This window comes from Dyadobacter endophyticus (genome assembly GCF_014641595.1).
Taxonomy (GTDB): domain Bacteria; phylum Bacteroidota; class Bacteroidia; order Cytophagales; family Spirosomataceae; genus Dyadobacter; species Dyadobacter endophyticus.
In genome coordinates, this window is the sequence record NZ_BMIA01000001.1 from 172,158 (window position 1) to 195,300 (window position 23,143).

Below are 23,143 nucleotides of genomic sequence, written 5' to 3' on the forward strand. Positions count from 1 at the left end.
ACAATTCAGATGAAGATAAAATATAAAATGCTGACTTGCCTGGCGTTGTCATTTGCCGGGTTGAACCAGTCCTGCACCGATAACCTCGATGTCGCGCCGGTGAGCGTGATCACTGAGGACTCTTACTGGAAATCGGAAAACGACGCGAATGGTGCTTTAAACGGCCTGTATGTGCTTTTGAGAAGACAGGCATCCGAAAACCTGTACCTGTGGGGCGAAGGCCGGAGCGAGGTAATGGGCCTGGGCGTGCAGGGTTCGGGCGGCCGGGAGCGGTATCATGATAACAGCCTGGACGTGACCACCGCAGGACCCAACTGGCTGGGGATGTATTACATCGTTCATCAGGCCAACCTGATCCTGAAATATGTGCCACAAATCACCTTTACTTCCGAGGCTAATAAAAACAATATCCTCGCCCAGGCGTACACCATGCGGGCATACACCTACTTCACCATGGCCAAAACCTGGGGAGACTTGCCGTTGGTAACCGAACCGACCGAGGGCTACGACCCGGCCACCATTCAAAAGCCCCGCACACCGGTAGCCGAGATTTTCTCTTTTGTCAAGGAGGACATCGCCAAGGCTAACCAGCTTTTTGGTGAATCCAATGCTCTGGCGCAGGGACGGCAGTTCTGGTCGAAACCCGCATTGAATGCCCTGAAAGCGGACGTGTTCCTTTGGACTGCCAAAAGACTCGGCGGCGGCGAGACCGATTTTAACATCGCGTTGGCCGCCATTACCGAGGCAGAGAAAGCGGATGTGAGTCTCCTGCCCAAATTCGAGGACATTTTTGACTATACCAACAAAGGCAACAAGGAGATTCTGATGGCGGTGCGTTTCAAGGATATCGAAGCGACCGACAACCATTACAGCCTGATGTATTTCCCGCAGGCATTTTTACCGTCCGACCTGGATGTGGCAACCAAAGCGGCGATTGGTCTCCCGGCAGGGCAGAATTACTGGGCACCGTCCGCGACGATCCGGAGCCAGTTTACTGCGGACGATACCCGGAAGAATGCTTCCTTTATCGAAGTATACACTGCTGCGTCAGGTACCCAAAAGTTCGTCGGGTCGCTTGCTGTGAAGTTCAATGGTTTTGTCAATTCCGGTATTCGGCTGTTCCTGGATGATGTGATCCTGTACCGGTATGCGGATGTATTACTAATGAAAGCGGAGGCAAAAAATGCGCTGGGACAGGACCCTTCCGCCGAAATCAACAAGGTGCGGGAGCGGGCCTACGGCGCAGCGTATAAGCAGCATGTATTTGTAAGCGGCAGCAAGCAGGCCAACGACGAAGCCATTCTTCAGGAGCGTCTTTTCGAACTCGTTTTTGAAGGAAAAAGATGGTGGGACCTGGTGCGTTTTGGAAAAGCATTCGAAAAAATACCCTCATTGAAGGACCGCGTAGGCAAGGATTATCTGCTGCTTTTCCCGATTTCAGAGGCTACATTGAGCCTTGAACCTCAGGTTAAACAAAATCCGGGCTACTGATCAGATTATTACTGAATTAAACTCTTAACCTCATGAAACATCTAATCCTTACTGCTTTTCTCTCGCTGCTTGTAGCGCCCGGTATTTGTACACACGCTCAAAAGCTACCAGCCGGCGGGCCGCAGCTTGCATTGCAGCTCAATCCCGGTCCGGACAATCCGCGAAACAGCGAAGGGGATTTTATCACACTCAAAAACGGCGATATCCTTTTTATATACAGCCGCTATACAGGCAGTTCCACCAGCGATCACGCGCCGGCCTACCTGGCCGGAAGACTGTCCCGCGATGGTGGTAAAACATGGACGACTGCTGATAGATTGATCGTGGAGCAGGAAGGGGATATGAACGTGATGTCAGTATCGCTGCTCCGGTTGAAAAATGGGAAGATAGCCCTGTTTTACCTGAAAAAGAATTCGGAAACCGACTGTATCCCTCAGATGCGGACTTCGGCCGACGAAGGCAAGACGTGGAGTGAGCCCGTGCCGTGCATTACCGACAAGAAAGGGTATTTCGTGCTGAACAACAGTCGGGTGATCCAGCTGTCGGATGGCCGGCTGATGATGGCTGTTGCGCTGCATCGGGCTGTGGACGGCAAATGGCAGAACCAGGCCACGCTGTACAGCTACTATTCCGACGACCAGGGTGCCAGTTGGAAGTCGTCTTCGGCCATCCCTAACAATTCTCAAATCATCACTCAGGAGCCAGGGTTGATCGAATTGAAAGACGGCCGGATTATGATGTTCATTCGCGCCAGCGGTGGTGTGCAGCAATTGTCCTATTCGTCGGACAAGGGAGCCAGCTGGTCGCACATCGAGCCGAGTAACATTGCTTCGCCATTGTCGCCGGCTTCTATCAAGCGAATTCCGGGTACGTCCGATCTGCTGCTGGTGTGGAACAACAACGACGGCAGCCAGCCCCAAACCAAAGACAAACGCACGCCGCTGACCGTGGCCATTTCCAAAGACGACGGTAAAACCTGGATCAACACCCGGAACATCGAAACCGACCCGGATGGCTGGTACTGTTACATCGCGATCCATTTTACCAAAAATGACGTGCTGCTGGGGTATTGCGCGGGAAGCCAGGTAAAAAAGACGCATCTGTCGGTAACGAACGTGAAGCGGTTTTCGCAAAAATGGCTGTACTAATAAGCAGTCACATGAAAGAGCGTCATCGTCGGTCACGGAGATCTTTTCTGCTGCGTGCGCTGGCAGGTACGTTCGCGGGAGTGCTGCCTGCATGGGCAACCGCGAATGTACCTGCGGGCAGGAAAGCGGGCCCGGTAGAAGAGGATTTGAAAAAGATTGCGGCTTTGCTGAGCGGCAAGACACGCAGCATCTGGGTTTTTGCCGGAGACAGCATTACCCAGGGAGCCAAGCATACCCACGGGCATCGGAGTTATCCCGAAATTTTCGCGGAGCGCCTCCGGTGGGAGCTGGCGCGGGTAGGCGACATTGTGGTCAACACGGGAATGAGCGGGCACACTACCCGGCATATGCTGAATGATATGGATTGGCGTGTGGGGCAATTCAGGCCCGGGGTGGTATCGGTGATGCTGGGAACGAATGATTGCGCACGCAATCAGGTAACTCTGGCGGATTTTGAAGCTAACCTGCGGTCCATCCTGGCGCAGATCAGGGCGATGAATGCCGTGCCGATCCTGCATACGCCCAACCCGATAATTGTCGGCAAAGCCCCCGAGCGTGCATCCCTCCCCGAATACGTAGCGGTAATCAGAAAAGTGGCCGGGTCGGAAAATACAATCCTGGTGGATCATGACGCCGGATGGAATACCGAGATACAGAGCCGCGCTGCCGAAACAGTGTACCGTGAGTGGCTGAACGATCCGCTGCATCCCAACCAACGCGGGCACCAGCAGCTTGCCGCAGCGCTATTTAAAACGCTGAACATTTTTGACCCAGCCCAACCCACTTGCGGAGGAGCCTATTATGAAGGAGAACACTGAGAACGAACAAACCAGCGTCATTACCGCGACGCAGCGGGGCCCCGCCGTGCTGATTTCCGCAGGCGTGCATGGCGACGAATACGAGCCCATGGTTGCGGCGGCGGAGCTTGCAGCAACTTTGCCCGGGATGCTAACGTACGGCCAGGTCACGATCGTCAAAGTCGTAAATCCCGACGCCTATGGGCATGGGACACGGCAAGGCAGTGATGGGCTGGATCTGGCCCGGATTTGCCCGGGGGACCTTGGTGGGGCGGTTTCCGAGGCCTATGCGGCCCGGATCAGCAATAGGATAAAACAGGCAGACTACTACGTGGATATGCACACCGGCGGTTTGACCTACGAAATCCACCCGTTGGCAGGATATATGCTTCATCCCAATGAGGCTGTTCTGGATGTGCAGCGGCAAATGGCACGCTGCTTCGATGTGCCGGTGATTTGGGGCACCGATTACCGGCCGCAGGGGCGGACCTTATCGGTCGCAAGAGATGCAAATGTTCCGGCCGTGTATCTGGAATTCGGCGGTGGGGCCGGTTTTCGCCGGGAAGTAGTCAATACCTATTTGGCCGGGGTGATCAATATGCTCAGGTTTTTGGGGATGATTACCGGAGAGGCAATCAAGTCGTCTGAGTCCTATTGGCTGGAAGATCACCGCCCCGACAGCGGCTATCTTCAGGGAAAAATGCCTTCGCCCGCAGAAGGTATCCTGATGACCCAGGTAGCATTGGGAGAAATGGTCAGCGCTGGCCAATGTTTCGGACGCATTTTTGATCCGGTGTCGGGCGTCAGCCATTCGGTTTATGCGGAGCTCGGGGGAATGGTTTTTCTCAAAAGAGCTATCGCGAAAGTGAAACCCGGCGAAGCACTAGGCGGCATTCTGCCCATTACGCAAAAAGGAAAACATACGATTTATGAATAGAGACCAGGTGGTATTGATTACCGGTGCTACCGGAGGCATTGGCCGCGCCACAGCCTGGGCATTTGCCTCGGTGGGTTGCAAGCTGGTGTTAACCGACACAGACCCATCGCAATTGTCGGCATTGGAAGAGGAGTTGAAAGCGGGGCATTATCAGCAGGTTTTATCCTTGCCGGGCGATTTGGCAGAAACCGGTTTTTGGGATGAACTTATAGGCAATGCTTTTGCAAAATGGGGAATTGTCGATGTCCTGGTAAACAATGCGGCCTGGCGGACGATCGAAACCATGCGGACAATCCCGGTTGAGACCTGGGAGAAAACCCTGCGCATTTGCCTGACTGCACCGGCATTCCTCTCACGGGCGGTAGCGGGGCGGACGGAGGCATTGAAACGCCCGGCTGTGATTGTGAACGTGTCGAGTATGATGGCCGACCGGCCTGCCGGCACTTCCCCAGCCTACATTGCCTCGAAGGGCGCACTCGACAGCCTGACGGCCGAATTGGCGGTCACCTACGGGCGCAGCGGGGTCAGGGTGGTAGGCGTGAGCCCGGGTTATGTAGAGACCGCATTGAGCCGTGATTACCAGGATGCCGACGGAGATAATGTAAGCACACGCCTGATCGACGCGGTAAATGACAACATACCGCTTGGAAGAGGGGCAAGCCCGGAGGAAATCGCGGCGGCAATATGCTGGCTGACCTCGGAAGGAGCCTCCTACATTACCGGGACCACATTGGTTATTGACGGCGGCTTCAAACCCAATTTCAGCGGATACAGTGTTAAAAGAAATCAATTCCCTGATCAGTTTTGAAAAATATCTGGAGACATTCCTCACTATTGCCGCAGGTGGCCGCAGAATACCGGATCTTGCTCGGTGAGGCCGAGACCCCATTGGTGCGTTCACGAAGTATAGCAGCCGCGCTGGGCCTGGATGCACTGTATTTCAAACTGGAAAACCTGAATCCGACCGGTTCGTACAAGGACCGGTTTGCGGCGGTGCTCGTTTCGGAAATGCATATGCGCGGCCAGAAAATTTGCATCGCCACGTCAAGCGGAAACACAGGGGCAGCGCTGAGCGCCTATTGCGCGGCGGCGGGCATTCATTGTGTGATCGTCGCGGTAGACGGAGCGCCGGTTCAGAAGGTACGGCAAATGCAGCTTTATGGGGCGGAGGTTATCATGGTGAAAGACTTTGGCAAGGATCCGCAGACTACCACCTTCGTTTTCGATCAGCTGGAAGCGCTTTGCGATTCGCATAACCTTCCTCTTCCGATTAGTGCGTACCGGTATTGTCCGTCGGCCATGAGGGGCGTGGAAACGATTGCCGCCGAAATAGCCGAGATACTGCCGAGCGGTGTACAGATTTTTGCACCGGCCGGCGGCGGAGGCCTCACATTGGCGGTATGCCGCGGAGCAGAGCAGTGCGGAGCCGGTTATACGGTCCATTGCGTTCAGCCCGAGGGGAATGATACGATCGTGAGCGCGCTGCGAAACGGCGACGTTGCGGCTGTTCCGGTGAATGCGTCCACCACGGCGGTCAGCGGGTTGCAGGTAGCGAGCGTGATCGACGGCAATGCGGTGATCAGGCATTGCCGGCGGTCGGGTGGCAATGGGTACAGCGTCAGCGACGAGCAGGTGTTTGGCTGGCAAAGGGCGCTGGCGCAAAAAGAAGGTATTTTTTGCGAGCCTGCCGGTGCGGTAGCATTGGCAGGACTGGAAAATGCCCTTCGGCGAAATGAGCTGGATAAAAGCCGCCCGGTAGTGTGCCTGGTAACGGGCAGCGGTTTTAAAGATATGAACGCGGTGGACCAGCGTTTTCAACTCCCCCCGACGGACACTGTGCCGTCACATCAATGGATAAAAACAATTCAAACTCTTTTTAATCAAGATTATGCGTGAGCAAAGTTCTATTTTTCAGGGCCTGTGGCCGGCGCTTTTTACACCGGTCAACCCCGATGGAAGCCTAAATCCCAAAGAGCTCGAAAAGCTCATCGAACTGCTGATCGCCCAAAAGGTGGACGGGCTGTATTTGCTGGGCTCGACAGGCCAGGGCTTCCTTTTTTCAGAAGAGGAGCGTAAGCAGATTACCCGGCTGACGCTCGAAATAGCCGGAAAGCGTATTCCGGTAATGGTACAGGTTGGAGCCCTTAATACGGAAGAATCTATTCGCCTGGCACGGCATGCCGCCGAACATGGTGCCGACGGCATTTCGGCTGTCGGTCCGATCTATTACGGCGCTTCGGCCGACATGGCCTTTGAGCATTACCGGCGCATCGCGCAGGCTACCGACGTACCTTTTTTTCCTTACCAGATCGGCAATGCGGCCAATATGCAGGTGATCGACCGGCTTCTGACCTTGCCGCAGGTACATGGGATGAAACTCACAACCGACAAGATGTTGGAGATCAGTACGATTAAAAATAGGGCAGGGGAGCAATGGAAGCTATTCAGCGGGGCCGATGAGCTGATGTGCCAGGCGGCGCTTTGCGGTACTGTGGGGGCGATCGGCACGAGTTATAACCTGTTTGGCCCAACCTGTAAATTCATTAGAGAGTCGTTCCTGGCAGGAGAAACAATGCATGCCATGGAGTATATGCTTACTTTTCAGAAGTTTATCGAGACGATCATTCCGGTCATCTGGTCCTTTTTTAACCGCGCAATGTATTTACGCTATAACATCGTCATTGGCGAACCCAAGCCGCCGCTGCTGGCCAAGCAACTGCCCTGGACCGACGAGCAGATTATCGCCATGATGGAAGAAATAGAGAGTTTCTATACGCCTGTCAGCTAATTAAGCGGAGGCATCGCCTGATTTTACTGAAATATCCTGCAAAACCCACGGTTCATGAAAATCGCAAAACCCATTTCGGAAGGCCGGCCGGCTTTGTATGCCTGGCTGGTGGTTGTTATGCTCTGCCTGGTGGGCTGTCTCAACTACCTCGACAGGATGATGATTACCACCATGCGCAGCTCGATTGTGGCTGCGATTCCGATGTCGGAGACGCAGTTCGGGTTGCTAACTTCCGTCTTCCTTTGGGTTTACGGACTGCTTAGCCCCGTCGCGGGTTTTCTGGCCGATCGTTTCAGCCGCAGCAAAGTGATTATTATCAGCTTGCTGGTGTGGTCGCTCGTAACCTGGCTCACCTCGCAGGCGGTTACCTTCGAGCAACTGCTCGCGACCAGGGCATTGATGGGCATCAGCGAGGCATGTTACATTCCCGCTGCATTGGCCCTGATCATGGACTACCACCCGGAAAAGACCAAGTCGCTGGCCACGGGTATCCATATGGGCGGCGTGATGTTCGGGCAGAGCCTGGGCTTTATCGGCGGATGGCTTGCCGAAAACCACTCCTGGAATTTCGCATTCAAGGTATTCGGAGGTTTCGGCATCGTGTATGCCATGTTGCTGGCACTTACGCTGCGTGATTCTCAATCAGCCATTCAAAAATCAGGCGAGGGTATCAATAAACCCACGGGTTTTGCGGGAGCAATCCGCAAGCTGCTCAGGACACGTTCCTACCTGTTTGCGATCCTGTACTGGGGATTGGTCAGCATTGTCGGCTGGCTGGTGGTGGCATGGCTGCCGACCTATTTTAAGGAGCATTTTGCCTTGTCGCAGAGTATGGCAGGTGTGTATTCGACGGGGTATTTTCACAGCGCGTCGCTGGCGGGTGTGCTGCTGGGTGGTTTTCTGGCCGACCGGTGGAGCAGGCATAATCCCCGCGCGCGGGTGCTGGTACCCCTCTACGGTTTGCTGATCGGAGCGCCCGCGATCTTTCTGGCCAGTAATACGGCGGTGCTCTCTGTGGCAATCGGCTGTTTCATGTTGTATGCGCTCACACGCACGTTCACGGATGCGAACATGATGCCTATTCTGAGCATGATCGTCGATGCGCGCTACCGGGCCACGGCATATGGCATTCTCAATATGTTCAGCTGCATTGTCGGCGGTTTGGGGATTTACGCGGGAGGGATGCTCCGCGACGCGGATGTGGCGCTTTCTGCGATGTTCAAAGTTGCCGCAGGCTTGATGCTGGTCTGCGTGGTGGTATTAAGATATATCAGGACGGAGCCTGTTGAGAATCAGGTATTAAATCAAATAGAAAAATGAATATTGAAGAGCTAAAAGACAAATTGTATGTAGCCGTGCTTGCTGACGTGCTCGATCAGCTGGGGTTTACTCAACAGGCTACCCGAACGCCTTTTTTCGCCTACACCGGTACCAATAAGCTGATGGGCCGCTGCAAGACCACGCTTTGGGCGGATATGTACCATCAGGATCCCAACCCTTATGAGCTCGAATTGAAGGCGGTCGATTCATGCCTGCCCGGCGATGTGCTGATCTGCGCGGCGGGCGGCTCCAACCGGTCGGGTATCTGGGGCGAGCTGCTTTCCACCGCCGCAGGTAACGCCGGCTGTGTGGGGGTAGTGGTACACGGCTCGGTGCGTGACATCGATAAAATGACTGCCATGGGATTTCCTGTATTTGCGACCGGTAAAAACCCCTATGACAGCCAGAACCGCCAAAAAGTGGTGGATCTGGATGTGGTCGTGGAAATTGACGGGGTGAAATTTGCGCCCGGTGATCTGGTCATGGCCGATCAGGACGGGATTGTGGTAGTACCGCAGCAGGTTGAAGCACAGGTGCTGGCCGCGGCACTCGAAAAGGTTTCCGCGGAGAATGTCACCCGCGATGCGATCAGGAACGGTATGAAGGCGGTGGAGGCATATCAGAAATTCGGTGTATTATGAAAACAAAACACGTTGTGACCGGCCCGGTCCCGCAGAGTCATTTACCTTTTTCTCCCGGAATCGTATCGGGGGAATATCTTTTTGTGTCCGGACAGGCGAGCGTCGATGATCAGGGCCAGATTATCGACGACACTTTCGAGGGCGAATGCCGCAGGTCGTTCGATAATCTGAAAAGGATCGCCGAGGCCGCCGGGGCAACACTGAACGATGCCGTACAGGTCAGAAATTACCTTGGTCGCCAGCAGGATCTGGCCAGTTTCAATGCCATTTACCGGGAATACTTCCGGGAGCCGTTTCCTGCACGTACAACGTTGATTGGGTGTCTCGGGGATCTGCTCAAATTCGAAGTCGACGCGGTCATTCATTTAGGTAAATAGTCCGGCATGGCTGAATTAACACCACCGAAGTCTGGTTTGCAGGGCGCACCCCGGCGTGTGGGATTGCTGGGAATTTATCATGAGACCAACACATTTATCGAATCCGCCACGACCCTCGCTGACTTCCAGAATGGATATTGGCTGGAAACGAGCCGGATCAGAGTCGAATACCAGGGAGCCAACCATGAGATCAGCGGGCTGATCGAGGAGATAGACAGCGCTCCGGATATGGAACTGGTGCCGATATTTTATGCGATGGCCACGCCGGGAGGGCTGATCACGAGAGATTGCTACCTGGCATTGCTGGATCGTATGATGCAGCTTCTGGACGAGGCGGGGCCATTGGATGCCTGCCTGGTCGCGCCGCATGGTGCTGGTGTGGCCGAGGGGTACCCGGATATGGACGGGCATTGGTTGTCGCTGCTGAGACAGACGCTGGGAGCCGGGGTGCCGATCATCGGCACGCTGGACCCGCACGCCAATGTAAGTCGGGCGATGGCCGATGCCACCGATGGCCTGATCGCCTATGCTACCAATCCACACATTGATCAAAAACAGACCGGTATTGCGGCTGCGCGGCTGCTGGTGAATACCTTGCGTGGTGAGATTTCGCCTGTGCAGCTGCTGGTCAAGCCGTCCGTGGCCATTAGTATAGAGCAGCAGTTTACTTCAAGTCAGCCTTGCCTGGGGCTTTATGCGCTTGCGCAAGAGCTGGAACAGCGTATGGCTCTGGTTTCGGTGAGCGTATTGCTTGGCTTTCCCTATGCGGATATACATGAAATGGGGTCGGGGTTCATCGTGATCGCGGATCGCAATCAGTCACCGGTTGCGGTCGGCCGGGCGGAGGAAGCTGCATCTATACTTTCAGCCTTTTTGCTAGACCGCAAGCAGGCATTCAATGGGAGAAAATCGGGCATTCAGGCCGTGCTGAATGATTTGGTAAATCACCTGCAACCGGTGCTGCTGCTGGATATGGGCGACAACATCGGAGGCGGAGCGCCGGGAAACAGTACTTTGATTCTCGAACAGCTTGAAGCAGGCGCATTGTCGGGCTTTTTTGTTTGCCTTTATGATCCGGAAAGCGTGGAAAAATGTCAGGACGTGAGCGCCGGGGCAGTTGTTCCGCTTTTTCTTGGAGGAAAAAAAGGTTTTCAAACCAGCGTGGAGGTGCTTGCATTACACGATGGCCGCTTCACAGAGGATACTCCGCGGCACGGAGGGTTTGTTCATTATGATATGGGCCCTACGGCGGTGGTCCGTACGCCGAGCGGCAATACGGTCATGCTTACGACGAGGCGCACGCCACCGTACAGCCTGCGGCAGCTCACGGCTTTTGGCCTGGATCCGCGTGGCTTCAGGGGGATTGTAGCCAAAGGGGTCAACGCGCCGATTGCTGCTTATAGCGATGTTTGCCCGTCGATTGTTCAGGTCGATACGCCCGGGGTGACCCAAGCCGATATGACCCTCTTTACATACCAAAACCGAAAAATACCTCTGTTCCCTTTTGAAGAATATGTTTGACCGTTTATGAACCTGCAAAGCACCATAGTAAAACTACTGGATCTGCCTTTTTACACGGAGGGGCCCTGTGCGGATGATGCGGGCAATTGGTTCTTTACCACATTGAGCGGTGGTCAGCTCCTGCGCATGCGGTCGGGCGAAGCTCCGGTAAGATGGGCCGAAGCCGGTTGTCCGAATGGTCAGCTGATCACCTCAAAGGGTACGCATCTGGTGTGCGACAGCGGGGCGGGTACCATTGTGCAGTTTGATCATACAGGAAATCGTAAGGGAGCGCTGGTGAACAAGCAATGCGCCGGGCATACAGTCTATTGCCCTAACGACCTGATCGAAGACCGTGACGGCAATGTGTTTTTTACCGATTCGGTACGCGACAGCGGCAGGGTTTTCAAAGCGGGAAAAGACGGGTTGCAGAATTGCATCGCCGCTGGCCTGGACTATCCGAACGGACTGGCACTGTCGCCGGACCAATCGCTGCTCTATGTTGCGGAGAGTTATCAAAACAGGATACTGGCCATTTCGTTGAACGGGAAAGCGGCCCCGTCGGTATTTGTTTGGGCCGTGTTGCCCGGGCATCGATCCGGCAGGCCCGTTGATAACCTCCCCGACGGGCTGGCAACCGATGCACAGGGGCGTGTTTGGGCGGCCCATTACGGCATGCAGGCTATTCAGGTATTTTCGCCTGGGGGAATATTACTGGCAAGCTTGGATACCGCATTACCCCTTACCAGCAACCTGTGCTTTGTTTCTGACCAACCGCATCGGAAATCAGTTTTGATCACCGGTGGGTATGCAGAGCCAGGGCCGGGAGCTGTACTGATGATGACTGTCGATGTGATATGAATGATTTTATGAAATATTTTTCAATTATAGTGATGATGATGATAGTTGAAGCGGCTGTTGCACAAACCGCATTGGAATGGAAGGCATTCCCCGATTTGCCTGACGAACGCGGGTTTGCGGGCATGTATGCGGGCGTAAGCCATGGCGCGCTGCTGTGCCTGGGCGGCGCGAATTTTCCCGATGGCTATCCCTGGGAAGGAGGTGTCAAGAAATGGTATGACGGGATTTATCTGCTCGAACAGGGCGGTAAATGGAAAAAGCTGCCCCAAAAAATGGAAATCGCCACCGGCTATGGCGTTTCGGTTTCCTATCAGGACAAAGTGATTCTGATCGGCGGCAGTAATGCACGTGAACATTTGAGCCGGGTGATTGGCTACGAATGGGACGGCCATGCGCTTGTCCGACATAAATATCCTTCGCTGCCCTTTCCCCTGGCTAATATGTCCGGTGCGGTACTCGAAGACCTTCTGATTGTGGTCGGGGGAAATGTCTCGCCGACAGGCGCAGGACTCACTAAGTGCCTGATGCTGGATTTAAAGCAAGTTGAAGCGGGCTGGACTGAAATGGAAGCCTGGCCAGGCCCCGGACGTATTTTCCCTGTTTGCGCGACATTCGATGGGGCGTTTTATATGTTCAGCGGCGAGACGACCGCGATCAATTCCAAGGGCAATTCGTACAGGCTGATTCACCAGGACGGCTACCGGCTGAGCATTCAGTATTGGGCCGGACGGCGGACTGCGCATTGGGAAAAACTGGCCGCCATGCCAAGGGGCATGTCGGCAGGTGGCGCTGTGCTGCCGGTGGTAAAGGGCGACCGGTTTTTGTTCTGGGGTGGGGTCGATGCCGTAACAGCACAGCATAAGACGCCATCCTCGCATCCGGGGATTACCAACGACCTGTTGTATTACTTCCCGCACACCGATTCCTGGGAGTTTGTGGGCCGGCAGCAGCGTTTTCCGGCCCGTGTGACGCTGCCTGTGGTGCATTGGCAAAACCAGTGGCTCTATATTAGCGGGGAGATCAAACCCGGCATCAGAACGCCCGCCATTACGGGGATTAATTAACACCTTATGAAAACAATCACATTCAAAGGATACCGCTTTTCCCAGCTTACGTTAGGAACCGTCCAGCTGGGGATGCCCTACGGGATATCCAATTCGCAAGGCATGCCCAACGACCGGGATGCATTGGATATGCTGCTTATGGCGGCGGGTGCAGGGATTACCACTTTCGATACGGCGCGGCAGTATGGGGCTTCCGAGGCGCTCCTGGGCCGCTTTTTAGAAGGCCATATGGGAAAAGGCCTGAATATGGTTTCCAAGTTTAAGATTGCGCCGCAAGATGCCGGTTCATTGGAGCGGGCCTGGAAATCGGTAGAAGCCAGTGTCAGAGCGTCCATTGAATGCCTGGGAATCAGTAAACTGCCTGTATGCCTGCTGCACAAGGGAGAAGAACCCATGGAGACAGTGGCGGGTGTACTGCCTGAAATCATTTCGAGGCTCAGGGAACAGGGGTTGATCGATATAGGCGGAGTGTCCGTGTATGAATCGGAGGATGTTGCTTTTTGCCTGTCTGAGCCTCTTGTTGAAGCGGTGCAGGTGCCGGTAAATATCTTCGATCAGCGGCTGGTCGTTTCGGGCGCATTGCAGCGCCTTGCAGAGGCGCGGAAGCTGGTTTTTGCCCGCAGTGTCTTCCTGCAAGGGCTGTTTTTTATGGATCCCGGGCAAATCAATGGTAACCTTAAACCCGCAATGCCGTTTTTGAGGCAGCTTCATGCATTCGCCAGCGAATATAACCTCGATCTAGCGGGAATGGCCTTTGCTTACGTCAGAGACCTGCCGGGGATCGATAGTATCGTAGTAGGGGCGGTTACTTCGGCGCAGCTGGCCGAGAATGTGAAGTTGCTAGGCACTCCGCAGGTTCCAACAACGCTTCGGGAAGAATTTATTAAAGTATTTACAGCTGTCCCCGACGAAATCCTTACGCCGGGACGATGGAAAATTTAATAAGATGATGAACCAGTTATTTAGTTTGACCGGCAAAGTGGCGATCGTCACGGGAGGAGCCGGCTTTTTTGGGACACCCATATCCACAGCCTTGGCAGAGGCCGGGGCTCAGGTAGTCATCGCGTCGCGCAATGTCGGCACATGCGAGCATTTAGCGTCCGGGTTGTCGGCCCGGGGGCTGCTTGCCACAGCCATGTCGGTAGACCTGGAAGATGAATCTTCCATCCGGGCACTTGTCGAAGCTGTGATGGCCATGTTCGGGCGCATCGATATTCTCGTCAATAATGCTGTTTCGAGGCAGGGTTTTCAAAATCTGGAAGAGATAGAAATGGAAGGCTGGGAAGCTGCCCAGCGCGTCAACGCTACCGGGCTCATGTTGATGACCCGCGCGGTTATAGAGCCTATGAAGGCGGCGGGCAGGGGAAGCATTATCAATATCGGATCAATCCAGGGAGCGGTAGGGCCGCATTTCCCGGTTTACGGAGAGACCGGAATAACAAGTCCGGTTAACTATACCTACGACAAATGGGGCATGGTGGGTTTCACCAAATGGCTGGCCAATTTTTACGGCCGGTACAACATCCGGGCCAATTGCATTAGTCCGGGTGGGTACGGGCCCGGGGTTGCCCAGCTGGTAGGGAAAGAAGAGTTCATTGAAAATTACAAACGGCTCACCCCGTTGGGACGGTTCGCCGATGACGCGGATATCAAAGGCCCCGTCGTATTTATGGCCTCGGACGCGTCAGCATTCATAACCGGGCACAACCTGCTTGTCGATGGCGGCTGGACAAGCTGGTAGCCGCCGATGGAGGTACGATCAGTTGGTCGAGATTCTATTTCTTTAAGATGTTCCTAATTTTTTACCAGGATTATTGTGGCGCCATATGCTTACCTGAAATTTCAGGCAAGCATACAAATACAGGAAAGTCTATGAATAACGGCATTATGTTTCGGGAAAAATAACTTAAGAGGAGCATCGTGAATTTGGCAGGGCGGAGTGCTTTGCAGCTAGGACTATTGTAAGCATTGAATCCCGAATTCTTGGGGAAGTTTGGTTCTTCTGGTTTCTTAGGTTTCAAATTGGGGTTCGACCCCGTATAGGAGAATATACTTGATCAAACCGGAGGGCTTCGCACTTTGCCTTTTGATTATACCAAAATCTATGTTTGCGATGAAACAGGTAAAAGGGTATCAAAAGTCAGCAGTAAAAGCAGCTTCGATGACGATCGTAAATCCGAATGCGGCCGGTATTGACATTGGTGACACCATTCATGCAGTCGCTGTACCAGGGGACAGGGCGCAAACGCCAGTCCGAACGTTTGGGACGATGAGTTGTGGTTTGGATGAAATTGCCGATTGGTTACAGGAATGCCGTATTGACACGGTGGCTATGGAATCCACCGGCGTCTATTGGGTTCTTCATCGCTTTTGGTGGTGGTTCTGTCTATTTTGAGCCAGTAACATTTTTGTAAGCAGGTCAATTCCGGCCCCGTCCGTACGCAGATCTTTTGATTGTTTTCAGTTTGTTAGTCCTCTACTTTCTCGCTTGAGATATCAGAATTAATTGCTTGTCCGACGGCGTGATGGTCATCCTTGATGCCTTTTGCAAAGTTTTTCAAAAGCGACTCCTAATTGGGGTGATCAGTGGCTTCGAATTCTCCACGTATCGACGCCCCCACCCAGCTTAACTTATTGAGGCCCGTATACACTTATTTGGGTTGTGCCGCGGCTATGGCCGGAACCTTATCTTCATAAAAAAGCCCCCCACCCAAGTCTCGTGCAAAACTTAGGCGGGGAGCGCTGAATGATTTAATGTATAAATTCGTAGAATTGCCGTTGTGACATTTTACGGATTGATCTGTACGTAATGTTTGAGGAACTTAAAACACATTTTGGTAAACTGGTATCGCTCACACCCGAAGAGTTTGCGTATGTCAGTTCGCATTTTACCAGCCGTAAATTCAGGAAACATCAGTTCCTCGTCCAGCAAGGCTCGCCGGTGAGCCACGACTTTTTTGTAGTAAAAGGCCTGTTGAAATCGTCATTTGTCAATGAGCAGGGAAAAGACCATATTCTTCAACTGGCAATGGAGGACTGGTGGATATCCGACTACCAAGCGTACTTCAACCAAACCGATGCTACGCTCGACATCACCTGTGTGGAAGATGTGGAAGTGCTCTGCTTGTCGCTCGCGAACCGGGAAAAACTTTGCAGGGAACTTCACCAGATCGAGCATTTTTTCAGGAAGAAGTCAAATGCTGGCTATGTCGCCCTACAAAGGCGCATCCTGTCGTTTATGAACCAAAGCGCTTCCGAGCGTTACCACGAATTGCTGCAAATGTACCCCTCACTGGCGCAGCGCCTGCCGAAAACCTTGCTGGCCTCTTACCTGGGCGTGTCGCGCGAAACGCTCAGCCGTTTGTCTGCCTAGTGTGACCTACATCACACCAAAGTAGTGACATGGTTCCTGTCGCATCCCGGGCGCGGGTGGCAACTTTGCATTGTCAAAACAATTCAGAAAACATGGCAAATGCTTTGGTGAAACTCGCTCTCGCAGCTTCTGTGATCAGTTCGAACAGTGACGCGATGGCCCAGACAGGACAAAAAATGGAAAAGAAAATTCTCTTCGTGGTGACCAGCCACGATACAAAAGGCAATACCGGCGAGCCTACCGGCTATTATCTCGGTGAAGTATCTCATCCCTGGGAAGTGCTCAGCGAGGCAGGTTATGAAATTGATTTTGTAAGCCCGAAAGGTGGAAAGGCTCCCGTCGACGGTTTCGATCTGACCGACCCGGTTAACAAGAAGTTTTGGGAAAATGAAGAGGCACGCAAGAAAGTAGAGCATACACTGGCTCCCGAGGCTGTGAAACCGAAGGAGTACCTGGCAATTTTCTACGCCGGAGGGCACGGGGCAATGTGGGACCTCGCCGACGATGTCAAGATCGCAGCCATTGCCTCTGAAATTTACGAGCAAAATGGCCTGGTGGCGGCCGTTTGCCATGGCCCGGCCGGTTTGGTCAATATCAAACTCACCGACGGCAGTTCCCTGGTGAATGGTAAAAAAGTCAATGCATTTACCAATGAAGAGGAGGCTGCAGTAGGAATGGAGAAAGTCGTACCATTTGCTCTGGAGACGAAGTTGATAGAACGTGGGGCAAAATTCGAGAAATCAGGCAACTGGCAAACGCACGTGGTGACCGACCAACGATTGATCACCGGCCAAAACCCGCAGTCGGCAAAGGCGGTAGGGCTAGCGATGCTCGAAGTGTTGGGTAAATAGGAGAGAGGCAGCATTTGACGAGCCGGTATCCGGAACCAGGAATGGTTTTGGGTACCGGCTTTTGTATGTAAATTAGCTCTTAACCTTTTGATTATAAATTAGATGATCAATCCATGATTGCCCACAATCATTGGCTTAAATAAAAAGCCAGCTGCAAAGTCCCGCCCGCCTTTTAAAACGATCAATTTCGACGATCTTTCCAGCACGCACCCATGTAACCCGTTGGAGCCAGCCAGCCAGCATGACATCACCGATGAGGCTGAATCGGCCAGAGCAACCCTGATGGGGCTCAACCGAGAAGGTATAAAAAACAGGGCGATCGCAGTTATCTGGTTTCGGAGGTGTTATCGGGATGCCGAGTGTATTGTAGGTCGCAATTAATTACGAATGAATTGTTTAGCATAGTCAGTTTCTCCCGAAATGACATTTCTTTGAATTCCGAATTGGGATGATCAGAGGCTCTGGATTATCCAGATACATCGATAGCTGTCGTGTATTTACAAATTACTACAAAATTGTTTGCGTTAGAAAGAGGACGTTTAATAACTGTTTAATTTGGTTTGCCTGTAATTAGGTTCTTCGCTGCTTCCATCTCCAGGTCTCTTTCAGAAAGAACGTCCTTTATCGAATAATTGATCTGGTGGGTCGGCAGGACACCGCGGCCGATGGGATGTTTCCGGTATTTGTATCCTATATGGATATTCGGAGAAATACGGACCATTATTTTGCTATTTGGAAGTTGAACAACTATGTTATCGCCGCCGGTCGGCCCTTCGTACGCTCCGCCGCTCTCTTCGCCAATAAAGATGGTATTCGTCGTTTTCTCTATATCAGCGATGAGATCTGCCGCGCTTGAAAAACTAACGCCGTTCATCAGTACGTATAGTTGGCCTTCGAAAGCATTTTTTTTTGGTAGTTGTAACTGAAGACTTTTGTCGTAATCATAATTGTTGATCCAAAGCGTTTCTGTGAGCTTCCGCATATATTCGTCGCTATTATCAAATAATAGTTTAGAGGTATCCCTTTCGATTATGACTTCCCGGAGTGGGCGGAAATCCAGGTGGCTTAAAAAGATGTTCTGGTAAAGTTTGAAGGGACGTTTCGATAAATATGAGATGAGTGTTTGCTGTTGCTGCTCGCTGCCCCCCTCGTTGTTCCGAAGATCCAATATCAGGTTCTTGATTTGCAAATCCTTGATCCGGGCGAAGGCTGCGCTCAACAGCGAGTCAAAATTTGGGTCGGTCTTCGAGTAAAACGAGCGGGGAACTGTGAGTGTAGCATACTTTTCTTTTTCGTTGATCTTAAATTCGGGAGAAGGTGTGGTGAACCAGCCCTGTTCGTCACGGTTGTAGCGCTCCCGCAATGTTCTTTGTCTTTCGTCAAACGTCAAACCGTTAAGGATAGCAGTACTGGACTTACCGGAACCGTGTTCAATATACTCCACTTTGAAACTGTCGCTGCGGTCGATGTGTAGATGATAGTATAAATCAAATCCATGGAACAGGCGGAAATGATACCGCTCTAACAGCCCTATTTTTCTGGTATGAATATATCCGTCCGCGGCGATGCGCGGCAGCAGGTTTTCCAGTATTTCGTCAATTGTCCTGCCGTTGATCGAGGTAATTTGTGAGCCTCGTTGAACTGACTTGTCACTGCAATCGAATAGGACGTACAGTTTTTTGTCAATAATTTTGAAATACAACGGCATCACTTTTTTGTTAAGGACTTCGTCAGCCAGCTCATATTGAGGAATCGTATACAGATGTCCGCAACGAACAGATGCGTTCATTGTACTCACCAGCGAAAGAAAGTCTATTGCTTTAATGTCGCTTTGGATCATGCTGCCCAGACTGTCGAATCGGGCATCAACGGTATGTTTACTATCGTACTTGTATAAGCGCGGATGAGCGTATTCAAGAGCGCGTCTGAGCCACTTAAAATCGTCCGCGGCTTGCTCCTTGGTTAAAGTCAATTGCATTTTTTGGGCAACTGCCACGCCCCCTATCGCGATAGTCAGCACTAGCAACGGCACGGTGACGAGCAATAGGTTATAATGCTTCATTTTTATATGTGATATTAAAAGTCGGTATCAACAAGATACGAATAGAATTCAGAAAACTTAATGTATCAACAGTGAATTGGAGCTCTCTGTCAGTGACTTACCGAGTTGTAAAGTCTTATTAAACGAGGCCCTTGCCACCCTTACTCTTTTTGCCGCAGCCAGCGAGCCAGAAGAGATGGATATCGTGACAAATCTCATCATAAGTATACTCGTCAGAAACCAGTTGTTTTTGTATCTTATTTGATTCTTAAATTGGTTAATTTGCTGATAATGAGTTATGTAAATATAATATACCGTGCAAATAGGTAAATACAGTATCCGCAAGGAATAATATGCAAGCGCCTGAAAATTAGATAATTGATCTAGATTTTCAGACGCTTGTGTATTGTTCTTCTCCCGGTGATATAGGTGCATCCGTACTATTGCTAATTTTCGTAATTGGAGGCATTTGTATCGCGCTTCTGACAAAAATTAAGGACCTGAAATATGGATGTCAATGCATGAAAGACGGGACAAATCTGCTTTCCTGCATTGTCTTTAGTCCCGTTTCTGCCAAACCAGTAGGCCAAACTTCGCTCCGAACGAAACCAGCCGTGTCCATTTTCTGCCCCGGAAAAACGAAAATAATGGCAATTCTCCATCAACCTGTACCATAAAGCGTTTTCTTTAAGACATCCATCGTTTTCTGCTGTCTTTGCCTTACCAATTTTAAAGCCTTGGCGGCTTTGGATTTTGCCAGTTTTGGATTTTTGGCCATTTTCAATACAGCCGGGGTGATACCTGCTACATCCCCGGGCGTGTCCATATCAAAAAGCCAGTCGTCAAGCCCAATGTCTTTCCACATAAAACCTTTGCTGGTTTGCTCTTCAAAACGGCACACGATGGCTGGTATGCCCAATGCAATGCACATGATCGGCGAATGCATTTCCAGGCCGAACAAACCCGCCGAGCGGGCATACGTACTAACAGCTTCATCGGTCAGCCAATAGTGGTCCCTCCAAACCACTTTTGCTTTTACGTCCTCCGGCAGGGGATCGTAGAGCATTTCCCTGCCAATATGCACCTGTGTCTCGTTCTCGGGAACAATCAGCACTTTCAAGTCTGTCTGGCGGGCCACCGCGATAATGGCATTACGTATCGGAGCATTATCGTGCTCTTTCATTTTCGTATTGTAGGCATTTTTAACCTCATTTACTGGCAGCTTTTTCGCAGGGATTTCCCACCAGGGCGAAAACCGGAACTGCGGGATCACACATAGAAACTTGCCGTCTTCCAGCTGATGTTTCCTAAGAAAACCAATCGCCGACCGATCATCTTTCACATCCACAGAAAATGCGCCATCAGGGCAAAACTCCATGACGGGACATTTGGCTCCTTTATCTTTTGCAAATTGAAGGGATACCGAATCGCGGAAATACGCAAACCGCGCATTGGTAATCAGTTCAATGTCTCCCAGATCGTATTTCTCCCGATCGTCAGCAAAACCGTAAATTCCCGGAAACGTAATGCCATAAATACCGTAAGGTTTCCCCGACGATTCGGCCCATAACTTCAATTCTTTTCTACCAGTGAGCGATGGCCCGGAGCCGTGCAGAAAGAAATCAGCTTCATTGATGGCAGCCGTTTTTTGTTCATGGGTTTTAAGGATGATAAGCTTGGGAAATCTACGCATGAGCATTTCCTCCACGCCATCGCCTACATCCGTTGGCCAAAGCCTGATTTCCGCATCCGGGAAGTTTTGTTCTAGTAAGGTCAGAACGCCAGGCGTATGGGCAATGTCCCCGATGTTGACCGTTTGCCAGGAGGATCTCAGAATGATCGTTTTTTGGGCCCTCCCCTCGCCGGCAATAGCCCGGATACTGGTCAGCAAACTAAATAATGCAGGTATTTTTTGTATAAATGTTCTTCGGTTTTGCATTAAAGCTGATATAAAGGGTTAGGAATAGAGGTTTTTCTTTAAAACAGCCATCGTTTCCTGTTGCTTTTTTACAACAAAGTCCCGGGCTCTGAGCGCCTTCTTTTTTGCATCTTTCGGGTTTTTTGCCATTTCCAGCACGGCAGGTGTCATCGCCGCCACATCTTTTGGCGTGTCCATATCAAAAAGCCAGTCTCCCAGACCAATGTCTTTCCACATAAAACCTTTACTGCTTTGCTCCCCGAACCGGCCCACCGTAGCCGGGATACCGTTTCCTATGCACATAATCGGCGAGTGCATTTCAAGGCCGAACAACCCTGCCGAGCGCAGGTAAGTGCTTACGGCCTCATCGGTCAGCCAGTATTTTCCACGCAGCACCACTTTCCCTTTCACATCGTCGGGCAGTTTATCGTAGAGCATCTCTTTCCCAATTTCCACCTGGGTTTCGTCTTCCGGGCAAATCAGCACTTTCATCGAAGTCTGGCGCACGACGGCCACAATCGCATCCCGTACCGGACCATTGTCATGCTCTTTCATTTTTTGGTTTATCGCGTCCTTTTCCTGGTCGATCGTTCGCTTTTTGCTCGGAATTTTCCACCACGGCGTGTAGCGATAACGAGGTATGACGCAAAGAAATTTACCCTCTTGCAGGTCGTGTGATTTCAGGAAAGCATCCGCCGAGGCCTCATCCCTGACATCCACAGCGAAAGCGCCATCGGGGCCAAAATCCATAACAGGACATTTTACGCCCAGTTCTTTGGCAATTTCCAGCGAAACAGAGTCCCGGAAAAATGCGAAACGCGCATTGTTTAACAACTCAATGTCTTTCGGAGAAGCTTTTTTAGCCTGGTCCGGGGTGCCATAAACACCTGGAAAAGTGATGCCGTATACACCATAAGGCTTGCCTGTTTTGACCCAGTCTTCCAGCGTTACCCGCGCCACTAGCGAAGGCCCCGAGCCGTGCAGCATAAAGTCTGCTTCTGCCATCGCTTGTGTTTTATCCTGGTCGGTCTTGATGATTTTTAAGTTTGGAAACCGCTTCATTAGCATCTCTTCCACACCGTTTCCAACATCGGAAGGCCACAGCCTAACATGGGCTTCGGGAATGTATTTTTCAAGAAGCGCCAGTACGCCTGGTGTGTGTCCAATGTCGCCAATGTTAACTGTCTGCCAGGACGAACGAAGTATGATAATTGGATTTTTATGGGCTGAAAAACCTTTCAACGGCGCCAGTAAAGTAATAGCAACCGCTGCCGAGTTCTTCATAAAGTCTCTTCTGTCCTGGTTAATTGCGTGATTGATCATGTTTTTTGGTTAAATATTTTGCTAAAAAGACAGAGTTTTCGGGTTCCAGACTTGTATCAGGTCCAGCATCGAAATAAGGTTTATCTGGACAGATCAGATCAATGAGCTGATGATGGAAATCAATGAAATGTAGGGCATCTTCTCGAGCAGAACCTGCCGAAGGGTCTTGATCGCCCTATAAATCGTATTGCGCAGGATCTGATAGTCTAGACCGGTTACCGAGGCGATCTCTTCGTAGCTAAGCTTTTCGAAAAAACGGAGAAAAATAACTTCCTGCTGACGCGTCGGCAGTGATCGTACTGCCTGCTGCAAATTGCGGTGTACATCTTCTTCTATTTCCTCGGCAAAATGCTTTTCATGACACCGGTAAGAAAATGAATCGTCAGAAAAGGCATCAGTGGAAAGCAGCGAATTCCTAACCTCCTTTAAGATAATCCGGCGCAGTGAAACCATCAGATAATATTTCACCGACTCTGGCACGGTCAGGTTCTGGCGCCGGTTCCATATATGAACGAAAAGCTCCTGAACGGCATCCTGGACCATCTCCCTGTTATAATTGACCGACAAGCCGTATTTCAAAAGCACGTCAGCATATTTTTCGTAAAAAAATGCCAGTGCCTGCTGATCTCCTTTTAAGAGTCGCCGCCAGATTTTAGCTTCATCTACAACAGGTAAAAACGCGCGCATCAGGTTTGAGAAGGAACTTAGGGAAG

22 protein-coding genes are annotated in these 23,143 nt (G+C 51.7%); 18 read left to right on the forward strand and 4 right to left on the reverse strand.

Translation table 11 applies throughout. The features are described from left to right. Positions 1–9: 9 nt before the first annotated feature. The 18 genes from IEY24_RS00790 to IEY24_RS00875 all read left to right on the forward strand — a co-directional run bounded on the left by IEY24_RS00790 (position 10) and on the right by IEY24_RS00875 (position 17,148). On the forward strand, positions 10–1,491 hold the full coding sequence (locus IEY24_RS00790) for a RagB/SusD family nutrient uptake outer membrane protein (protein WP_188927712.1): 1,482 nt from the start codon (positions 10–12) through the stop codon (positions 1,489–1,491). A 32-nt stretch (positions 1,492–1,523) separates the two neighbouring features. Then, positions 1,524–2,639, forward strand: coding sequence for a sialidase family protein (locus IEY24_RS00795; protein ID WP_188927714.1), 1,116 nt, complete (start codon positions 1,524–1,526; stop codon positions 2,637–2,639). Between the two features lie 11 nt (positions 2,640–2,650). After that, the gene (locus tag IEY24_RS00800) at positions 2,651–3,457 is read left to right on the forward strand and encodes an SGNH/GDSL hydrolase family protein (protein ID WP_188927716.1); all 807 of its coding nucleotides are present in this window, start codon (positions 2,651–2,653) and stop codon (positions 3,455–3,457) included. Further along, positions 3,405–4,373: a succinylglutamate desuccinylase/aspartoacylase family protein gene (locus IEY24_RS00805; protein WP_229221084.1), complete on the forward strand. Its 969-nt coding sequence runs from the start codon at positions 3,405–3,407 to the stop codon at positions 4,371–4,373. Before IEY24_RS00800 ends, IEY24_RS00805 begins: the two co-directional genes overlap by 53 nt. Continuing rightward, positions 4,366–5,181: an SDR family NAD(P)-dependent oxidoreductase gene (locus IEY24_RS00810; protein WP_188927718.1), complete on the forward strand. Its 816-nt coding sequence runs from the start codon at positions 4,366–4,368 to the stop codon at positions 5,179–5,181. Before IEY24_RS00805 ends, IEY24_RS00810 begins: the two co-directional genes overlap by 8 nt. Further along, the gene (locus IEY24_RS00815; protein ID WP_188927720.1) at positions 5,178–6,269 is read left to right on the forward strand and encodes a threonine synthase; all 1,092 of its coding nucleotides are present in this window, start codon (positions 5,178–5,180) and stop codon (positions 6,267–6,269) included. The genes IEY24_RS00810 and IEY24_RS00815 overlap by 4 nt, the downstream gene beginning before the upstream one ends. Next, a complete protein-coding gene (locus IEY24_RS00820; RefSeq protein ID WP_188927722.1) occupies positions 6,262–7,161 on the forward strand; it encodes a dihydrodipicolinate synthase family protein in 900 nt (299 codons plus the stop codon). The genes IEY24_RS00815 and IEY24_RS00820 overlap by 8 nt, the downstream gene beginning before the upstream one ends. A 54-nt stretch (positions 7,162–7,215) precedes the next feature. Continuing rightward, positions 7,216–8,481, forward strand: a complete 1,266-nt coding sequence (locus IEY24_RS00825; RefSeq protein WP_188927724.1) for an MFS transporter — start codon at positions 7,216–7,218, stop codon at positions 8,479–8,481. Continuing rightward, positions 8,478–9,122 (forward strand): RraA family protein, encoded by a 645-nt coding sequence (locus IEY24_RS00830; protein WP_188927726.1) that lies wholly within the window; start codon positions 8,478–8,480, stop codon positions 9,120–9,122. The genes IEY24_RS00825 and IEY24_RS00830 overlap by 4 nt, the downstream gene beginning before the upstream one ends. Next, positions 9,119–9,499, forward strand: coding sequence for a RidA family protein (locus IEY24_RS00835; RefSeq protein WP_188927728.1), 381 nt, complete (start codon positions 9,119–9,121; stop codon positions 9,497–9,499). The genes IEY24_RS00830 and IEY24_RS00835 overlap by 4 nt, the downstream gene beginning before the upstream one ends. Before the next feature lie 6 nt (positions 9,500–9,505). Continuing rightward, entirely contained in the window at positions 9,506–11,020 is a 1,515-nt protein-coding gene (locus IEY24_RS00840) for a M81 family metallopeptidase (protein ID WP_188927730.1), read from the forward strand. 6 nt (positions 11,021–11,026) lie between these two features. Continuing rightward, positions 11,027–11,860, forward strand: coding sequence for an SMP-30/gluconolactonase/LRE family protein (locus IEY24_RS00845; RefSeq protein ID WP_188927732.1), 834 nt, complete (start codon positions 11,027–11,029; stop codon positions 11,858–11,860). 32 nt (positions 11,861–11,892) lie between these two features. Further along, positions 11,893–12,924: a hypothetical protein gene (locus IEY24_RS00850; protein WP_188927734.1), complete on the forward strand. Its 1,032-nt coding sequence runs from the start codon at positions 11,893–11,895 to the stop codon at positions 12,922–12,924. A 6-nt stretch (positions 12,925–12,930) separates the two neighbouring features. After that, positions 12,931–13,866, forward strand: a complete 936-nt coding sequence (locus tag IEY24_RS00855; protein WP_188927735.1) for an aldo/keto reductase — start codon at positions 12,931–12,933, stop codon at positions 13,864–13,866. Between the two features lie 4 nt (positions 13,867–13,870). Continuing rightward, positions 13,871–14,665 (forward strand): SDR family NAD(P)-dependent oxidoreductase, encoded by a 795-nt coding sequence (locus tag IEY24_RS00860; protein WP_229221086.1) that lies wholly within the window; start codon positions 13,871–13,873, stop codon positions 14,663–14,665. A gap of 372 nt (positions 14,666–15,037) precedes the next feature. Beyond that, positions 15,038–15,319: a hypothetical protein gene (locus IEY24_RS00865; protein ID WP_188927736.1), complete on the forward strand. Its 282-nt coding sequence runs from the start codon at positions 15,038–15,040 to the stop codon at positions 15,317–15,319. Positions 15,320–15,733: 414 nt separating this feature from the next. After that, positions 15,734–16,297 (forward strand): Crp/Fnr family transcriptional regulator, encoded by a 564-nt coding sequence (locus IEY24_RS00870; protein ID WP_188927737.1) that lies wholly within the window; start codon positions 15,734–15,736, stop codon positions 16,295–16,297. A 92-nt stretch (positions 16,298–16,389) separates the two neighbouring features. Then, positions 16,390–17,148, forward strand: a complete 759-nt coding sequence (locus tag IEY24_RS00875) for a type 1 glutamine amidotransferase domain-containing protein (protein WP_229221094.1) — start codon at positions 16,390–16,392, stop codon at positions 17,146–17,148. Positions 17,149–17,698: 550 nt separating this feature from the next. Here IEY24_RS00875 and IEY24_RS00880 read toward each other — a convergent pair. The 4 genes from IEY24_RS00880 to IEY24_RS00895 all read right to left on the reverse strand — a co-directional run bounded on the left by IEY24_RS00880 (position 17,699) and on the right by IEY24_RS00895 (position 23,117). Continuing rightward, on the reverse strand, positions 17,699–19,210 hold the full coding sequence (locus tag IEY24_RS00880; protein WP_188927739.1) for a S41 family peptidase: 1,512 nt from the start codon (positions 19,208–19,210) through the stop codon (positions 17,699–17,701). Between the two features lie 640 nt (positions 19,211–19,850). Continuing rightward, on the reverse strand, positions 19,851–21,128 hold the full coding sequence (locus IEY24_RS00885) for a polysaccharide pyruvyl transferase family protein (protein WP_188927741.1): 1,278 nt from the start codon (positions 21,126–21,128) through the stop codon (positions 19,851–19,853). A gap of 18 nt (positions 21,129–21,146) precedes the next feature. Continuing rightward, positions 21,147–22,430: a polysaccharide pyruvyl transferase family protein gene (locus tag IEY24_RS00890; RefSeq protein ID WP_188927743.1), complete on the reverse strand. Its 1,284-nt coding sequence runs from the start codon at positions 22,428–22,430 to the stop codon at positions 21,147–21,149. Positions 22,431–22,523: 93 nt separating this feature from the next. Next, positions 22,524–23,117: an RNA polymerase sigma factor gene (locus tag IEY24_RS00895; RefSeq protein ID WP_188927745.1), complete on the reverse strand. Its 594-nt coding sequence runs from the start codon at positions 23,115–23,117 to the stop codon at positions 22,524–22,526. Between the last annotated feature and the right edge of the window lie 26 nt (positions 23,118–23,143).

Bases quoted from the DNA above. Each gene is read 5' to 3' on its own strand.
- IEY24_RS00790 (WP_188927712.1), top strand. From the start codon at position 10: ATGAAGATAAAATATAAAATGCTGACTTGCCTGGCGTTGTCATTTGCC.
- IEY24_RS00795 (WP_188927714.1), top strand. From the start codon at position 1,524: ATGAAACATCTAATCCTTACTGCTTTTCTCTCGCTGCTTGTAGCGCCC.
- IEY24_RS00800 (WP_188927716.1), top strand. From the start codon at position 2,651: ATGAAAGAGCGTCATCGTCGGTCACGGAGATCTTTTCTGCTGCGTGCG.
- IEY24_RS00810 (WP_188927718.1), top strand. From the start codon at position 4,366: ATGAATAGAGACCAGGTGGTATTGATTACCGGTGCTACCGGAGGCATT.
- IEY24_RS00820 (WP_188927722.1), top strand. From the start codon at position 6,262: ATGCGTGAGCAAAGTTCTATTTTTCAGGGCCTGTGGCCGGCGCTTTTT.
- IEY24_RS00825 (WP_188927724.1), top strand. From the start codon at position 7,216: ATGAAAATCGCAAAACCCATTTCGGAAGGCCGGCCGGCTTTGTATGCC.
- IEY24_RS00830 (WP_188927726.1), top strand. From the start codon at position 8,478: ATGAATATTGAAGAGCTAAAAGACAAATTGTATGTAGCCGTGCTTGCT.
- IEY24_RS00835 (WP_188927728.1), top strand. From the start codon at position 9,119: ATGAAAACAAAACACGTTGTGACCGGCCCGGTCCCGCAGAGTCATTTA.
- IEY24_RS00840 (WP_188927730.1), top strand. From the start codon at position 9,506: ATGGCTGAATTAACACCACCGAAGTCTGGTTTGCAGGGCGCACCCCGG.
- IEY24_RS00845 (WP_188927732.1), top strand. From the start codon at position 11,027: ATGAACCTGCAAAGCACCATAGTAAAACTACTGGATCTGCCTTTTTAC.
- IEY24_RS00850 (WP_188927734.1), top strand. From the start codon at position 11,893: ATGATGATGATAGTTGAAGCGGCTGTTGCACAAACCGCATTGGAATGG.
- IEY24_RS00855 (WP_188927735.1), top strand. From the start codon at position 12,931: ATGAAAACAATCACATTCAAAGGATACCGCTTTTCCCAGCTTACGTTA.
- IEY24_RS00860 (WP_229221086.1), top strand. From the start codon at position 13,871: ATGATGAACCAGTTATTTAGTTTGACCGGCAAAGTGGCGATCGTCACG.
- IEY24_RS00865 (WP_188927736.1), top strand. From the start codon at position 15,038: ATGAAACAGGTAAAAGGGTATCAAAAGTCAGCAGTAAAAGCAGCTTCG.
- IEY24_RS00870 (WP_188927737.1), top strand. From the start codon at position 15,734: ATGTTTGAGGAACTTAAAACACATTTTGGTAAACTGGTATCGCTCACA.
- IEY24_RS00875 (WP_229221094.1), top strand. From the start codon at position 16,390: ATGGCAAATGCTTTGGTGAAACTCGCTCTCGCAGCTTCTGTGATCAGT.
- IEY24_RS00880 (WP_188927739.1), bottom strand. From the start codon at position 19,210: ATGAAGCATTATAACCTATTGCTCGTCACCGTGCCGTTGCTAGTGCTG.
- IEY24_RS00885 (WP_188927741.1), bottom strand. From the start codon at position 21,128: ATGCAAAACCGAAGAACATTTATACAAAAAATACCTGCATTATTTAGT.
- IEY24_RS00890 (WP_188927743.1), bottom strand. From the start codon at position 22,430: ATGATCAATCACGCAATTAACCAGGACAGAAGAGACTTTATGAAGAAC.
- IEY24_RS00895 (WP_188927745.1), bottom strand. From the start codon at position 23,117: ATGCGCGCGTTTTTACCTGTTGTAGATGAAGCTAAAATCTGGCGGCGA.